Source organism: Spongiivirga citrea, from assembly GCF_010671565.1.
In the GTDB taxonomy this organism is placed as follows: domain Bacteria; phylum Bacteroidota; class Bacteroidia; order Flavobacteriales; family Flavobacteriaceae; genus Spongiivirga; species Spongiivirga citrea.
In genome coordinates, this window is sequence record NZ_JAABOQ010000005.1 from 387,654 (window position 1) to 403,734 (window position 16,081).

Consider the following 16,081-nt stretch of genomic DNA (forward strand, 5'->3'; position numbering starts at 1 on the left):
AGTTAACCGTTTATTAACGTTCCCAGCGTTTAGCGATTTCTGCATTGACGAAGGTCAAAAACTGCTCGTCTTTTTCATTAAAAGCGTCAATCGTATTGGAGTCAATATCGATTTGCCCGATATTTTCTCCGTCGACAAATAATGGGATAACGACTTCAGATTTTACAGTAATGCTACAAGCAATATAATTGTCTTGGGCATGCACATCGGGAACTACAAAATTCTCATTTGAAACTGCCACTTGGCCACAAATGCCACGCCCAAAAGGAATTACGGTATGATCGGTTGGTGCACCAACATAAGGGCCCAAATACAATTCTTTTTTGTTAGCATTGCTAAAGTAAAATCCGACCCAGTCATAATGAGCAATTTCCTCGCGTAGTAAATTGCAAATCTCATAAAGGCGTTCGTTTAATGAGCGTTCTTTTTTATTTAAAATAGCTAAAACTGCAGGCTGTAGTTCAGTAAATGTCATATCAAAAAAATAATGTGCAAAGGTAGTGGAAAAAGTTAGCACTAGCCAGTCAGCAGTATTCAGTTATACTGCAAACTGGATACTGCGGACTGAAGACTTTTTATTTTATCTTTATCCGCCATATAAATTTTAATTAGTTGATACACAAAACCACCATAGATCAAGTTTATGAAACCGCACGTCTCGAAGAGGTGATTGGTGATTTTGTGCAGCTTAAAAAGTCGGGTAGCAACTTTAAGGGTTTGAGCCCGTTTAGCGATGAGCGAACACCAAGTTTTATGGTTTCGCCTGTAAAGCAAATCTGGAAGGATTTTAGTAGTGGGAAAGGCGGTAATGTGGTTGCTTTTTTAATGGAACATGAGCATTTTAGCTATCCTGAAGCTATTAAATACCTCGCGAAAAAATACAATATAGAGATTGAAGAGACCGAGCAGACTGATGAGCAAAAAGAAGAAGCATCTGCTCGTGAAAGTATGTATCTAGTATCTGAGTTTGCTAAGGATTATTTCGTAAATCAACTCACAAAAACTGAGCTAGGAAAAGCTATTGGTCTTAGTTATTTTAAGGAGCGCGGTTTTACTGACGAAACCATAAAAAAATTCGGATTAGGCTATTCGCCTGATCAATGGACTGCTTTTACTGATGAGGCAGTTAAGAAAGGATATCAACTAGAATTTTTAGAAAGCACCGGACTTACTATTGTAAAGGAAGAAAAGAAGTTTGACCGATTTAAAAGTCGGGTTATGTTTCCGATTCTTAGTATGTCAGGTCGGGTTTTGGGCTTTGGTGGTCGGATTTTGACCAATGATAAAAAAGCAGCCAAATACCTAAATTCCCCTGAAAGTGATATTTACCATAAAAGCAAAGTGCTTTACGGTATTTATCATGCGAAACAAAGCATTGCTAAGGAAGATAACTGCTATTTGGTTGAGGGATATACGGATGTTATTCAGTTTCATCAAACCGGAATTAAAAATGTAGTCTCGTCTTCAGGAACTGCCTTAACGCCAGATCAAATTCGTTTGATTAATCGACTTACAAAAAACATAACTGTTTTATTCGATGGGGATGCAGCGGGATTGCGAGCCTCTCTTCGAGGAATTGATTTGATCTTAGAACAAGGAATGAATGTAAAGGTTTGCACCTTTCCTGATGGTGAAGATCCAGACAGTTTTGCTAAGAATAATAGTTTAGAAGAGCTTTCGGATTATCTGAAAGAAAACGCCAAAGATTTCATACAATTCAAAGCCTCTTTATTGATGGAGGACGCGAAGTCAGATCCGATTAAAAAGGCGGAATTGGTTCGCGATATGGTGACTAGTATTTCTAAAATTCCTGATAGGATTAAGACTGAAATATATATTCGTGAGTGTTCGCGAATTATGGATGTTTCCGAAGATGTATTGTTCAGCACATTGGCCCAAATGGGGAAGAAAGAGCTGGCGGATGCAAACAAAAAGTACAAACAACAGCAAAAGGAACAAGCTTTTACTGTTGTAAAAACTCCTGAGGCCACTCAAAAGGTTGATGCCTTATTCGAGCTCGAGCAAAAAATCATTCAGATATTGTTGCTGTACGGACATCAAGAAGAAGATTTTGAAGATCTAGTGTTAAAAGAAAATGAGGAAGGGGAGTTGATTTTAGAGCCTGAAATTCATAAGGCTAAGGTCTTCGAAAAAATTTATCTCGACCTACAACAAGATGAAATAGAGTTGGCTAATGAACAGTTTAAAGCAGTTTATTATTCATTAATAGAAGCGCTGAATGAACAAGAAGAATTTAAGATTGATCAGTATGTAAATACCTTAAATTCTGAGTTATCGTCAATAGTCACTAGTATTTTAATGGATGATGAAAAATACCAACTCGCCAAATGGGATGAAAAAGACATTTACGTAAAAGCTAAAGACAAAACCGTTGCCCAACTAGCGAGCGAAACGATTTTAAGTCTGCGTTGTTTTTTAATTCAGCAAAAAGTATCAGAATTACAACAAGAAACGGTCGATAAAAAAGATGATAATAAAGAAGTACTTGAAGAAGTGATGAACTATTATAGTCTAAAAATGTTGTTAGCTAGGAAATTGAATCGGGTTGTTTAGTTGTAAGAAATGAATATAGTTTATGAAGAAAGAATTGAAAGTAACGGAGTTTAGCCGAAAAAAACACTTACTTGAATTTGCAAATGCAAATGCCAATAAGTTAGAAATAGTTAGTATTACAACAAGCCAGTCTAGTGGCTCGTATCAACATTTTTTGTGGTATTATGAGGTTTGATTTCGATAGCTAATACAATTCTAATGCCTTAGCTTGCTGTAATAAATCCACTAAATTATCAACATTCAATTTTCTCATTAACCTTGCCTTGTATGTACTTACGGTTTTTTCATTGAGACCAAGCTCTTCGGCAATATGTTTATTTCGTTTTCCGGTTGACATTAGTTTTAGTACTTCAACCTCTCGGGTTGATAAACGTCTAAAAAATCGCCTTGGTCTATTGGTGCTTTCATCAAAAGCCAATCGCTGGGCTAGTTCATTACTTATATAAATACCGCCTTTTGCGATTTTCAAAATAGCTTCACTAATGATTTTAGGATCGACAGTTTTTGACAAATAGCCTGCGGCTCCTGCCTTTAATGCGCTAATAGCATATACATCTTCAGGCTGGCCGCTAAACATAATGGTCTTTACATCGGGATGCTCTTTTTTCATCTTACGAAGCGCAGTTATTCCATTTACTTCAGGAATATCCATTTCTAACAACACCAAATGTGCTGTCTCTCTTTCTAAAAATTCAAATAGTTGGGTTGTATTACTCACCTGAGCAACGATATTAATTTCAGATGATGATCTAAAAAGATGTTCAATTGCGAATTGAATAATAGGATGGCTGTCAGCAATAACAACTTTAATCATAGCATGTTTTTTATTGTTTTGAGTGGTTAAAACCGGGTCTCAAAGTGTATTAGGTTATTCGGGGCAATGTGTACCTGTACTGCTTAATAAACAGACAGTTAGGCTGTTGGTAAAAGTAAGCAAAAAAACCGAAAAATGCCCAGAAAGCACTTTTTACTATTATATAAATAGTAGTTTATAACTTTAAGTTGGCTGGTATATCACAAACGGGAATTGGTATCATTTTATGTTTGTTGGCCCTGTTAAATTTCTGGTAAATCTCAAAAACTTCTTTTTTTCTGCCATCAAAATCAGAAACACTTTTTCCTTCATCTTCCATATTCATCGCCCACTCTAACTCTGGGTATGAAGCGCCAATTTGGTCTTCATCGCTTCGTGTATCACCCCATAAACCATCGGACGGCGCCGCTACCATTATACTATCGGGAACCTGTAGCGTTTTCCCAATGGCATATACTTCACTTTTCATCAAATCTGCTATCGGACTTAAATCAACACCGCCATCACCATATTTGGTATAAAAACCTACCCCAAAATCTTCCACCTTATTTCCAGTTCCAGCGACTAATTTATTTAATAATCCTGCATGGTAATACAAGGTGCTCATGCGTAATCGCGCTCGTGTATTGGCCCAAGCAAGTTCGTCACGATCGGCATCACCCTTTATAGAAACTTGCTGGGTCATTTGATCAAAAACAGGAGTTAGATCAACCCGTGTGTCTAATACATTTTCGAATCTATCTTTTAGTTGAGCAATATGCTCTTGCGCACGACTAACATGACTAGCTGCTTGATGAATAGGCATTTCAATACATAGCGTCGGTAAACCAGTTTTAGCACACAGGGTTGAGGTAACTGCAGAATCAATTCCTCCAGAAACACCCACAACAAAACCATTTACTCGGGCTTTTTCGGTATAGTCTTTTAACCAATTAACAATATGATCGATTACTTTTTCAGTTTGCATAGTGGGTGTCCAATTATAATGTAAAAATGTATCTTTGTCACAAAGATAAGCTTTCGTTTTGTGATGTAAAATATACACAAAACTGACGTTTTAAATAACCTATGATTAGAAAATTGCTATGTTTTTCCTTTCTCATAATCAGCCTTTTGAGCTGCAATGAAGAAAAGAATTGTGAGGAAGTTGCTCCAGAGATTGCAGAAATATCGTTGACTTTGACTATTGACAGATTCGATCAAGAATTTGACAAGACTAACCCGAGTGACTTTTCATCTTTAAAGATGAAATATCCATATATGTTTCAGCAACAACTTCCGGATAGCGTTTGGATTGCTCGGATGAATGATACTTTGCGTCAAGAAATAATGGCAGAGGTAAACCTAGTGTTTCCCGATTTTGAAAAAGAGTCAGTTGAACTAAGGAATCTTTTTAAACACATTAAGTATTATTTTCCCAAAGCAAAAATCCCTAAGGTAGTTACCGCAATTTCGGATGTTGATAGAAATAACAAGGTCTTTTATTCTGATACCTTATTGGCAATAGCGGTCGACACCTATTTAGGAAAAGAAAATAAACTTTATCAAGGTATTTCTAAGTTTGAGCGCAATAATTTAAATAAAACACAGCTAATACCGGATGTTATTAATGAGTTTTCGAAGCCATATATTAGTTCGCCCAAAAATCGAACATTCATCGCGCAAATGTTATATTTTGGTAAACGACTTTATCTAAAAGATAAACTAATACCATGTGCTACAGATGAAGTGAAAATAGGATATGATACAAGTCAAATTGAATGGTGCGAGGTAAATGAAGAGGAAGTTTGGCGTTATTTTATTGATAATGAAATGTTATTTAGTACAGATAAGGAATTGGTAAGGCGTTTTTTACTAAATGCACCTTTTTCAAAATTTTTTAAAGAAATAGACCAAGAATCACCTGGCCGAATCGGGCAATGGCTAGGTTGGCAAATTGTACGAGCGTACATGAATACTAACGAGGTTTCGTTACAGGAGTTAATGATCACTCCTGCTGATGAAATCTTTAAAAACTCAAATTACAAACCGAAAAAAAAGTAATGGCTAAAGTAAAAGAAAGTGAAATTAGAATTAAGGTTGGCTTAGATGAAAACCGAGTGCCCGAAAAGCTATTTTGGTCCGCTGAAGATGGTGGGGTAAACCAAGAAGAAGCAAAAGCAATGATGCTTTCTGTCTGGGACGCTAAAGAAAAAGAGAGCTTACGAATTGATTTGTGGACGAAAGATATGCCAGTTGATGATATGAAAATGTTTTTTTATCAAACAATGGTATCTATGACAGATACTTTTCATCGTGCTACTCAAGATGAGAAAATGACTGAAACAATGAAAGATTTTTGCGAGTACTTCGCAGAGAAATTAGAATTGAAATAATTTAAAAGAATAAATATACCTTATTACATATATTAAAAGTGTTAGCTGGCTAACACTTTTTTTTATGCTCTGGGTTTAGTTTTACCAATCAATTTTTTGATTATTAACTAAATTCCATTAAAATGAAAACATCTCTACGATTTGCGAATGCATCTTCGTATTACTGGCGTGGCATTAGCATTAATTTGCTGAGATTGGCGCTAATGCTAATGGCTGTATTTACATATGCCATTGAACCTAACACCAATAACCCCGGGGCAGCGGTTGATGGTGGAACTATTTCAGGAGGACCATTTACTTTTTGTGTTGGTGATGGCCAAGCTGATAATGTATCGGGGATTACTCTTGAAGGCGAAAGCGGAAGTCTTTCGCAATGGGTAGTAACCGATGAAACAGGAAAAATTCTAGGCTTGCCTCCTACACCAGAAGCTGTCGACTTTGACGGCGCAGGTGCGGGAGTTTGTTTGATCTGGCACTTGAGTTTTGAAGATGATTGTATCGGACTTGAAGTAGGTAATAATGCACTTACTGACCTTTTTGGTACGTTTGACTTATCTAATAACATTCGAGTATATCGCAACCAGCCTGATGCAGGCTTATTGAGCGGCGGGCCATTTACCTTTACGGTTGATGGTACACCTGATTTTGTTTCAGGAATATCGCTTAGTAGAGATCGTAGTGGGACAAATGCTACGTTTGTAATTACTGATGACAAAGGAAATATTTTAGGTTTACCTCCTACAATTAGTGACGTTGAAGGAGTTGATTTTGACGGAGCGGGAGCAGGCGTTTGCTTGATTTGGTATCTTAGATATGAAGACGGTTTAACAGGCTTAACTCCAGGTGAAAACACACACGATTTTGCGGGCTGTTATGATCTTTCAAATCCCATTTCAGTAACTAGAAACTTGCCACCTGTAGTAGGCGGTACATTAAGTGGTGGGCCATTTACATTTTGTGTAGGTGATGGCGAGGCTGATAATGTGTCAGGAGTTGCTGTAAGTGGCAATTCAGGACAAAACAGTCAATATGTAGTAACTGATGAACAAGGAAATATCCTTGGTTTACCACCAACTCCAGAAGCAGTAAACTTCGATGGTGCTGGTCCAGGTGTATGCTTAATCTGGCATTTGAGTTATAATGGCGACATCACAGGATTGGAAGCAGGACAAAATGCGAATAACCTTCAAGGAGATTTCGAATTATCAAATAGCATACGAGTATATAGACAAGAACCACTAGCAGGAACCTTAATAGGAGGCCCTTATACATTTACCGTAGACGGCACACCAGATATGGCATCCGGACTAGATATTGAAGGAGAACGTCGTGGAGACAACTTCAGCTATATCATTACCGATAGTGATGGTAAGATTCTTGGTTTGCCTCCTACTTTAGAGGCTGCTAGAAATGTAGATTTTGACGGAGCGGGAGCAGGTGTTTGTCTAATCTGGTACATCCGTTACTATGGAGATATCATTGGACTGGAAGCAGATGCAAATGCAAACGATCTTAAAGGTTGTTTTGATTTATCAAATGCGATTACAGTAACAAGAAACTTACCTCCTGTCGTTGGGGGAACATTAGATGGAGGTCCATTTACATTCTGCGCAGGTGATGGCGAAGATGATTTTGTTTCTGATATTACTTTAAGTGGAAACTCTGGCCAAACAAGCCAGTGGGTAGTGACAGATGAGCAGGGTAAAATCTTAGGTTTACCACCAATGCCAAGTGCAGTTAATTTCGATGGAGCAGGTCCAGGGGTATGTTTAATCTGGCATTTGAGTTATAACGGCGATATCACCGGGTTGGAAGCAGGTCAAAACGCAAACGATCTTCAAGGAGATTTTGAATTGTCGAATAACATACGAGTATATAGACAAGAACCACTAGCAGGAACCTTAACAGGCGGGCCATATTGGTTTATGGTTGGTGATGGAGTTGCCGATATGGCTACAGGATTAGATATTACTGGAGAACGTCGAGGCGATGGTTTCAGCTATATTGTTACGGATGCCGATGGAAAAATCCTAGGCTTGCCGCCGACACTGGAGGCTGCAAGAAATGTTGACTTCGATGGAGCTGGCGGCGGAAACTGTTTGATCTGGTATGTACGTTACTATGGAGAGATTGCTGGATTAGAAGAAGGCGCCAATGCAGGCGACTTACAAGGTTGTTTCGATCTTTCTAATTCTATTTTAATTGAAAGAACTCCAACGGTGGCAAATGGCGGAACTATTGATGGTGGTCCATTTACATTCTGTGCAGGGGACGGTCAGGCTGATAATGTATCAGGTATTACTTTATCAGGAAATACAGGGGTGAATAGCCAATGGATTGTGACTGATGAACAAGGAAATATTCTTGGTTTACCACCAATGCCAAGTGCAGTTGATTTTGATGGTGCAGGTCCGGGTGTTTGTTTGATTTGGCACCTAAGTTACAATGGTAATATTAGTGGACTTGAAGCTGGTGCTAATGCAAACGATTTACAAGGCGATGACTTTAGCTTATCGAATAATATAAGAGTGTATCGACAAGAACCAGAAGCAGGAACCTTAACAGGTGGGCCATATTGGTTCACGGTAGGCGATGGTATTGCTGATATGGCTTCTGGATTAGATATTACCGGAGAACGAAGAGGTGATGGTTTCAGTTATATTGTTACTGATGCGGATAACAATATTCTTGGATTACCACCAACTTTAGAGGCTGCAAGGAATGTTGATTTTGATGGAGCTGGAGGCGGAAACTGTTTGATCTGGTATGTACGCTATTACGGAGATATTACTGGCTTAGAAGAAGGAGCTAATGCGGGCGACTTACAAGGTTGTTTCGATCTTTCTAATTCTATTTTAATTGAAAGAACACCAGTTGTAGCTAATGGAGGTACTTTAACAGGTGGTCCGTATACCTTTTGTGTAGGCGATGGTCAGGCTGATAATGTATCGGGTGTTACTCTATCTGGTAATGCAGGAGTCAATAGTCAATATGTGGTAACTGATGAGCAAGGAAAAATCCTTGGTTTACCACCAACCCCGGAGGCAGTGAACTTTGACGGTGCAGGCCCAGGAGTTTGTTTAATCTGGCACTTGAGTTACAATGGCGATATCAGTGGACTTGAAGTTGGACAAAATGCCAATGATCTTCAAGGAGATTTTGATCTTTCAAATAACATTCGAGTGTATAGACAAGAGCCACTGGCTGGGACTTTAACTGGTGGGCCGTATACTTTTACTGTTGATGGTACAGCTGATTTCGCTTCAGGACTAGATATTACTGGTGAGCGTCGTGGAGAGAGCTTTAGCTATATCGTTACTGATTTAGACGGAAAAATACTAGGTCTGCCACCAACACTGGATGATGCGCGTGGGGTGAATTTTGATGCAGCAGGCCCTGGTACATGCTTAATCTGGTATATTCGTTACTATGGCGAGATTAGTGGATTAGCGGTAGATGCTAATGCAAATGATCTACAAGGTTGTTTTGATTTATCAAATTCTATTACCGTAGAACGCGTTGAAGCTACAGGGCGTATGAGTGCGAAAATGTTTCCAATCCCAGCATCAGCAACATTAAACGTGAAGTTCGACAGACAATTATCAAGTAATGCTAGTGTGCGTTTGTATGACCTTACTGGTAATGTTGTTATTAGCAAAGAAGTGCCAAAAGGCGATTCAGCAAATCTTAATGTGCGTAATATTCCTTCAGGAATTTATATAATTACTATAGACGAGCCGAAAAGCGGAATGGCGATTAAAAAGAAGGTTGTTATTAATTAAATAATATCCGTTGTTAGGAAAGGAAAGCCGCTAAAAGCGGCTTTTTCTTTTTATGACTTTTTATAAATAAAGAAATCCGCTTTAGAGGTGTTATCAGGATCTGTTGGGTCAAATGGGAATTTGTTCTTAACAGTTTCAACTAATTTCCACTCTGGTTGGTGCTGATCGATCCAGTTGCTAAACTTTCGGTCACGCTCGTGAAACGTCTGTTTTTTGTCAAAATTACTTGAGTAGATGATCACATATGCTGAACTATGATTAAAAAGATCACTCATATGTGCATTAAAAACTGCGTCTTCAATTAAATGATAAATAACATCAAGCGATAAAGTGAGGTCTACCTTTTTCGATCTAAATTCTGTATCAGTATAGGTGAAGAATTCTTTAGTTGAATCTTCTGTAAATAGCTCTTTGCATAATGAGATTGCGGTAGTTGAAACATCAATGCCTAAATATGACGGATATTTGGCAAGGGTAAGCTGATTGCCATCTCCGCATCCAAATTCCATGACAGATTGTATGTTGTTTTTAGCTAAAAAATCATTTAATACTTCAGCTTTGAAAGTGGCAAGACGATTATATGATCCAGGGCCAGAATTCCCTTTTTTAGAATAACGTTTTTCCCAATAATCTTTAGAGCCAGGGAAAAGCTGGTTTTGAAAGAGCTTAAAAATGACTTTTTTGATACGACCAATCATTATGAATGAAAAATTTTACGAGGCGCAAGATAATTATAATTGGTACAAACTTGTAAGTTGATGCTAATTGATCGACTTTTAGTTTATGGAAACGAAGGTGGAGAAAATTATATTGGTATATAATGCGAAATCAGGCTTTATACACGGGCTTTTTGATGCTGGTCATAAATTACTAAGCCCGCAAACATATCAGTGCTCGTTATGCAGCTTGACGCATGGTGCCTTTAAAGAGCGAGGGGTATGGAGGCAGTTTCGAGAAAGTTCGTCAATTGAATTTGAGTTTCTACATATCGACGAGTTTGAAGAAGAGTATGAGCAGCTTGAGGATAAATTTTCTTATCCCATCGTAGCAGCAGAATCGGAAGGATATTTTTCTGTTTTATTAAATGATGAGCAGTTAAGATCGCTAAAAAATGTAGATGAGTTAATAAACGCTCTTAAGAAACGGATTTAAGCGTTTTTGTTAATCTCCATATTAATTTCTCCAATATAACTAAGTAGCTCATCTTTACCAATCCCCGAAGATGAGGAGGTAATAAAGTAATTTGGCATTTCTTCCCAGGTATCTTCAAGCATTTTAGCTTTATAGTCCGCTACATTTCGCTCAATAGCTTTTGGTTTTAATTTGTCAGCCTTAGTAAAAACAATGGAAAATGGTATTTGATGTTCGCCCATCCACTGCATGAACTCCATATCAACTTTTTGCGGTTCATGACGGATGTCAATTAATACAAATGCCGAAACTAGCTGTGCACGTTGTTCAAAATATTCAGTAATAAATTTTTGGAATACTTTTTTAGCACTTTTAGATACACGTGCATACCCATAGCCAGGTAAATCAACTAAATACCAATTATTGTTAATGATAAAATGATTAATAAGCTGAGTTTTTCCAGGTCTTCCTGAAGTCTTTGCCAGATTCTTTCGGTTAGTCAGCATATTTATCAATGAGGACTTACCTACATTAGAGCGGCCTATAAAAGCATATTCGGGCAGCTTATTTGTAGGACATTTACTAACCTCACTATTGCTTATCACAAAATTGGCTGAAGTGATCTTCATTTTTTCTCGAAAATTAATAACGCCCTACTTCTGGTCAAAGAGACGTAGCGATCTAAGTGTTTTAAAAACCTCTCTTGGTTAGCCAAGCATTTAAATGCTCGTTAAAAGTATCTGGATCCTCCATCATTGGTGCATGACCACATTCTTCAATCCAGTACAAATCGGCATCTGGTAATAAGTTTTCAAACTCTACCGCGACTTCTGGTGGCGTTACAGTGTCATTTTTTCCCCAAATAATACATGTTGGAGTATGCATATCTGGTAGATCTTTCGACATATTATGACGAATGGCACTTTTAGAAATAGCTAGGGTTTTAACCAGCTTATTTCTGTCGTTAATAGTCGCAAAGACTTCATCAACGATATCTTTTGTAGCAACCTCAGGATTGTAAAAAACATCCTGCGCTTTTTTCTTCACAAATTCATAATCTCCACGTCTTGGGTAACTATCGCCCATTGCACTTTCGTAAAGACCAGAGCTACCTGTAATTACCAGGCCTTTTACCTTTTCAGGAAAAAGCTTCGTATGCAAAAGTCCAATGTGACCTCCAAGAGAGTTTCCTAATAAAATAACTTGATCAAAACCTTTATGCTCGATAAATTCTTCAAGATAAGTAGCAAAACTTTTTACGGTCGTTTTTATAAGCGACATATCGTAAATAGGAAGTTCTGGAATTACAATTTTATAGCCTTTCGGAGCGAAGAAATTGGTGACACCGTCAAAGTTGCTTAGCCCGCCCATCAAACCATGTAGGATGATAATTGGTGTTCCTTCACCTAGTTCTAAATAACTGAATTTTCCTTCCTTCTTTATGTGGTTTTTCATTCGTGGGATTCGCAAATATCAACCGCAAATATAGGCATTTAGGAATTATCAATCTTGTTTAAAATTAAAGCCTTAAAACTCAGGTTTTATAGGTTTTTTCTTGTGTTTTTTTTGCTTGAAAATTAAAGAATAAAGTTTTGTAGGTGGTCGAAAGAAATGGAGTTTTTTGGGATCGAGTAGTAGAACTTATCAACAAAGTGGTATAAAGTGGTAAAATGTGGTATATTTTTCGATATATTTGGTTTTTAAACAAATGCCCCAAGTCATTTTGTGATGAACTCATTGATAGGAACATACGAGTGTAAGGTTGATGCGAAAGGTCGCGTCATGTTGCCAGTTGCCATGAAAAAGCAATTGAGTCCGATCATTGAAAAAGGTTTTGTGGTAAAACGAGCTGTGTTCCAGCCGTGTTTAGAGTTGTATCCAATTGATGAATGGGAGAAGATGATGCAAAAAGTTGGAAAGTTAAACAGGTTTAAGCCAAAGAATAATGACTTCATCCGTCGTTTTTCTGCAGGGGTTAAGCCAGTAGAACTTGATAGTACGGGAAGACTTCAGATTCCGAAAGACCTTGTCGCTTTTGCAGGAATTAGCAAAAACTTAGTCCTGTCATCAGCGGTAAATATCATTGAGATATGGGATAAGGATCGCTATGAAAAAGCTATTGACGATGCTGCTCTGGATTTTGCGGAGTTGGCAGAAGAGGTAATGGGAAATGATGAAGAAGATGTATCATAATCCGGTTTTACTAAAGGAGACAGTTGATGGTCTGGCGATTAATGAGGATGGAATTTATGTCGATGTCACTTTTGGTGGTGGAGGTCATGCTAAAGAAATATTAAGCCGACTTGGTCCGAAAGGAAAGTTATATGCTTTTGATCAGGATAAAGACGCTTTAGAAAATGATATAGATGATGATCGTTTTACGCTTATCAATCAGAACTTTCGATTTCTTCAACGATATCTGAAGTTTTACGGTGTAAAGGAGGTTGATGGTATTTTGGGAGATTTTGGTGTTTCATCGCATCAATTTGATGAAGGAAGTCGGGGTTTTTCTACTCGATTTGAAGGAGATCTTGATATGCGAATGGATCAAACAGGGGCTTTAAGCGCCTACAATGTCATTAATGAATATGATGAGGAAGCGCTTAGAAGTATGTTCTTTCAATATGGTGAATTGAGAAATGCAAGGCAATTGGCTTCAACCATTGTAATTGGTCGAGCAGATGCGACGATAAAAACCAGCGAGCAGCTAAAGACTGTTTTAAAAAAGCATTTGCCGCAGCATAAACAGCATAAGTTGTTAGCGCAGATTTATCAAGCAATTCGTATTGAAGTAAATCAGGAAATTGAAGTGCTAAAAGAGTTTTTAGAACAGGTTCCTAAAGTGTTGTCAAAGGATGGGCGATTGTCTGTTATTTCATATCACTCCCTTGAAGATAGATTGGTAAAACGATTTATTCGAAGTGGAATGTTTGAAGGAGAACCTGAAAAAGATATGTTCGGTAATGTTGATGTCCCACTTAAAAAAGTTGGGGGATTGATTGTTCCATCGGCAGAAGAAATAAAAGAAAATAACAGAGCAAGAAGTGCAAAACTTCGAATAGCTAAAAAGTTATAATGATTAAAAAAGGGATATACGATATACTAAAAGGCAAGTTTTTGATAAACGAAGATGCCTTTAAAAATTGGCGTTTTATCCTATTTGCAGCGCTATTGGCGCTGATAATGATTGCCAGTTCGCACAGAGCAGAAAAAAAAGTACATGAAATAGCGCGATTGAGCGCTGAAGTTAAAGAGTTACGATCAGAATATATCGATTTACATAAAAGCCTAATGGTGCTTAAAATGGAATCTCAGATCGCAAAACATATGGTGTATCGGGAGGTTTTTCCTTCAGAAACCCCACCAGTAAAAATTAAAGTTAAAAACGAATAACAAGTTAGGTTGCCAGTTAACGAAAAGAACATATTGAACCGATTGTATTTTGTAGCAGGATGTATGTTCCTCTTCGCTATTGGAGTGGCCGTTAAGCTTGTCAATATTCAAGTTTCAGAGGGGAAGAAATATAAGGAACTTGCACAAATAAGCAATTTCAAGAGTGATACTATTGTCGCTAATCGGGGTAATATTTATGCGGCTGATGGTAGTTTGCTGGCCACTTCTATGCCTAAATACGATATCCGGGTTGATGTAATGGCACCCGTATCTCTGGGAAATTTTAATGAAAACTTAAAGCCACTTTCAGATTCTCTTTCTGTAATGCTGGGTAAACCATCATCTTACTACCAACAGAAATTGAGGAAAGCTCGCAGTACAAAAAATAGATATCTATTGATAACGAGAGGTTTGGGTTATGCTGAATATATGCGTATAAAGAGCTTTCCAATGTTCAACTTAGGGGCCTACAAAGGCGGACTTATTGTTGAGCAAAGAACGATTCGCGAGCACCCGATTGGTAAAATGGCGGAGCGTACGATTGGCCATGACCGAAAAGACGAAGAAGGGTATTATAGTAGAGTTGGTATTGAAGGTGCTTTTCGTGAATTTTTAAGAGGTAGTGAAGGTTATCAGCTCAAACAAAAAATAGCAAAAGGTCAGTGGAAACCGATCGATAATGCAAATGAGGTTGAGCCAAAGGACGGATATGATGTAGTGACTACTATTGATGTGAACATGCAAGATATCGCACATCAATCATTACTAAAACAACTGGAATATTATAAGGCTGATCACGGAACGGTGGTGGTGATGGAAACCAAAACTGGCGAGATTAAAGCCATTTCTAATTTAGGAAAGGCTAAAGCAGGCGGGTATTATGAGCGCTTAAATTATGCAGTAGGTGAATCGCATGAACCTGGCTCAACTTTTAAGTTAATGACCATGGTCGCCGCTTTAGAAGATCGAGTTATTGATACCAGTGATATGGTCGATACGGGAAATGGTCGCTACAAATTTTATGATCGCACCGTGCGAGATTCAAAATGGGGCGGATTCGGAAAAATCTCAATGGCCGAAGCATTTGAGCTGTCATCAAATGTCGCATTTGCCAGAATAATTGATGAAAAATACAAGCAAAAGCCAGAGCGTTTTGTCAACCGTCTATATAATATGGGGTTGAATGAAAAGCTAGGACTTCCCATTTTAGGTGAAGGCAATCCGAGTATTCCGCATCCTACTGATAAATATTGGTCAGGAACTTCATTGCCTTGGATGACGCATGGATATGGAGTTTCGATGACTGCTTTGCAAACACTAACATTTTATAATGCCATCGCCAATGATGGTAAAATGGTAAAACCTCGATTTATAAAAGAGGTGCGTGCCTGGAATAAATCTTACAAATCATACAAAACAGAGGTCATTGACGCAGCTATTTGTAGCAAAGAAACGGCACTTAAAGCGCAGCAGATGATGAAGAATGTGGTGCGTCGTGGTACTGCTAAGAATATATATGATTCTAACTTTTCGATGGCAGGTAAAACCGGGACTTGTCAATATAATTATTGGATAGAGTCTGGTCGATACATTTCCTCATTTGCAGGCTATTTTCCAGCCGATGAGCCAAAATACTCATGTGTAGTAGTAATTCATCAACCTGATAAGGAGATTGGTTATTACGGTGCCGATGTTGCTGCGCCAGTTTTCAAGGATATTGCTATGAAAATATATGCTGAAACCCCTTCAGTTGATGAGATTGAAAACTTGGTGGTCGATAATGTAATGAGTAGTGAAGATTTTGAGGAGTATTATGAAAAAGCGCAGGGAGATCAAAAAACAATGCCAAATGTAAAAGGAATGGTGGTGATGGATGCTGTAGCTCTTTTAGAAAATATGGGGCTAAAAGTAAATTTTACCGGAACGGGAAAGATCAAAAATCAATCGATAAAACCAGGAGTAAAGCTTGAAGGAGTAAAACTGGTCGAATTGAAAAGTTAAAATAACAATTA

The 16,081-nt window shown here is 38.0% G+C and carries 16 protein-coding genes; 10 read left to right on the forward strand and 6 right to left on the reverse strand.

What is annotated here, in order from left to right; translation table 11 throughout:
* Positions 1-13: 13 nt before the first annotated feature.
* Positions 14-475, reverse strand: a complete 462-nt coding sequence (locus tag GWK10_RS13705) for a GAF domain-containing protein (protein ID WP_164032949.1) — start codon at positions 473-475, stop codon at positions 14-16.
* A 137-nt stretch (positions 476-612) separates the two neighbouring features.
* Here GWK10_RS13705 and dnaG point away from each other — a divergent pair, with 137 nt between their 5' ends.
* Both dnaG and GWK10_RS13715 read left to right on the forward strand, forming a co-directional pair.
* Positions 613-2,574, forward strand: coding sequence for a DNA primase (dnaG, locus tag GWK10_RS13710; protein WP_164032950.1), 1,962 nt, complete (start codon positions 613-615; stop codon positions 2,572-2,574).
* Between the two features lie 22 nt (positions 2,575-2,596).
* Positions 2,597-2,749 (forward strand): hypothetical protein, encoded by a 153-nt coding sequence (locus tag GWK10_RS13715; RefSeq protein ID WP_164032951.1) that lies wholly within the window; start codon positions 2,597-2,599, stop codon positions 2,747-2,749.
* A gap of 9 nt (positions 2,750-2,758) precedes the next feature.
* On the opposite strand, the gene GWK10_RS13720 is transcribed toward GWK10_RS13715, so the two are convergent.
* Both GWK10_RS13720 and nadE read right to left on the reverse strand, forming a co-directional pair.
* Positions 2,759-3,388 (reverse strand): response regulator, encoded by a 630-nt coding sequence (locus tag GWK10_RS13720; protein ID WP_164032952.1) that lies wholly within the window; start codon positions 3,386-3,388, stop codon positions 2,759-2,761.
* Positions 3,389-3,563: 175 nt separating this feature from the next.
* Positions 3,564-4,355, reverse strand: a complete 792-nt coding sequence (nadE, locus tag GWK10_RS13725) for an NAD(+) synthase (protein WP_164032953.1) — start codon at positions 4,353-4,355, stop codon at positions 3,564-3,566.
* A gap of 101 nt (positions 4,356-4,456) precedes the next feature.
* Here nadE and gldB point away from each other — a divergent pair, with 101 nt between their 5' ends.
* The 3 genes from gldB to GWK10_RS18300 all read left to right on the forward strand — a co-directional run bounded on the left by gldB (position 4,457) and on the right by GWK10_RS18300 (position 9,545).
* Positions 4,457-5,431, forward strand: coding sequence for a gliding motility lipoprotein GldB (gldB, locus tag GWK10_RS13730; protein WP_262886663.1), 975 nt, complete (start codon positions 4,457-4,459; stop codon positions 5,429-5,431).
* Positions 5,431-5,763 (forward strand): gliding motility protein GldC, encoded by a 333-nt coding sequence (gene gldC / locus GWK10_RS13735; protein ID WP_164032955.1) that lies wholly within the window; start codon positions 5,431-5,433, stop codon positions 5,761-5,763. Before gldB ends, gldC begins: the two co-directional genes overlap by 1 nt.
* 122 nt (positions 5,764-5,885) lie before the next feature.
* A complete protein-coding gene (locus GWK10_RS18300) occupies positions 5,886-9,545 on the forward strand; it encodes a T9SS type A sorting domain-containing protein (RefSeq protein WP_204263137.1) in 3,660 nt (1,219 codons plus the stop codon).
* Positions 9,546-9,595: 50 nt separating this feature from the next.
* Here the strand turns inward: GWK10_RS18300 and GWK10_RS13755 are convergent, their stop codons facing one another.
* Complete coding sequence (locus GWK10_RS13755; RefSeq protein WP_164032956.1) at positions 9,596-10,243, reverse strand: methyltransferase domain-containing protein; 648 nt, start codon at positions 10,241-10,243, stop codon at positions 9,596-9,598.
* Between the two features lie 85 nt (positions 10,244-10,328).
* On the opposite strand from GWK10_RS13755, the gene GWK10_RS13760 reads away from it, so the two are divergent.
* Entirely contained in the window at positions 10,329-10,697 is a 369-nt protein-coding gene (locus GWK10_RS13760; RefSeq protein WP_164032957.1) for a GTPase, read from the forward strand.
* Here GWK10_RS13760 and yihA read toward each other — a convergent pair.
* On the reverse strand, positions 10,694-11,305 hold the full coding sequence (yihA, locus tag GWK10_RS13765) for a ribosome biogenesis GTP-binding protein YihA/YsxC (protein WP_164032958.1): 612 nt from the start codon (positions 11,303-11,305) through the stop codon (positions 10,694-10,696). The genes GWK10_RS13760 and yihA overlap by 4 nt on opposite strands.
* 61 nt (positions 11,306-11,366) lie before the next feature.
* The gene (locus GWK10_RS13770; RefSeq protein ID WP_164032959.1) at positions 11,367-12,131 is read right to left on the reverse strand and encodes an alpha/beta fold hydrolase; all 765 of its coding nucleotides are present in this window, start codon (positions 12,129-12,131) and stop codon (positions 11,367-11,369) included.
* A 273-nt stretch (positions 12,132-12,404) separates the two neighbouring features.
* Between GWK10_RS13770 and mraZ the strand changes: the two genes are divergently transcribed.
* From mraZ to GWK10_RS13790, 4 genes are read left to right on the forward strand one after another with little or no spacing between them, the layout of a single operon-like run.
* Positions 12,405-12,869, forward strand: a complete 465-nt coding sequence (gene mraZ / locus GWK10_RS13775; RefSeq protein ID WP_164032960.1) for a division/cell wall cluster transcriptional repressor MraZ — start codon at positions 12,405-12,407, stop codon at positions 12,867-12,869.
* On the forward strand, positions 12,847-13,752 hold the full coding sequence (rsmH, locus tag GWK10_RS13780; protein ID WP_164032961.1) for a 16S rRNA (cytosine(1402)-N(4))-methyltransferase RsmH: 906 nt from the start codon (positions 12,847-12,849) through the stop codon (positions 13,750-13,752). Before mraZ ends, rsmH begins: the two co-directional genes overlap by 23 nt.
* Positions 13,753-13,754: 2 nt before the next feature.
* On the forward strand, positions 13,755-14,069 hold the full coding sequence (locus GWK10_RS13785; protein ID WP_164033142.1) for an FtsL-like putative cell division protein: 315 nt from the start codon (positions 13,755-13,757) through the stop codon (positions 14,067-14,069).
* 9 nt (positions 14,070-14,078) lie between these two features.
* Positions 14,079-16,070, forward strand: coding sequence for a penicillin-binding protein (locus GWK10_RS13790; protein ID WP_164032962.1), 1,992 nt, complete (start codon positions 14,079-14,081; stop codon positions 16,068-16,070).
* Positions 16,071-16,081: the final 11 nt, after the last annotated feature.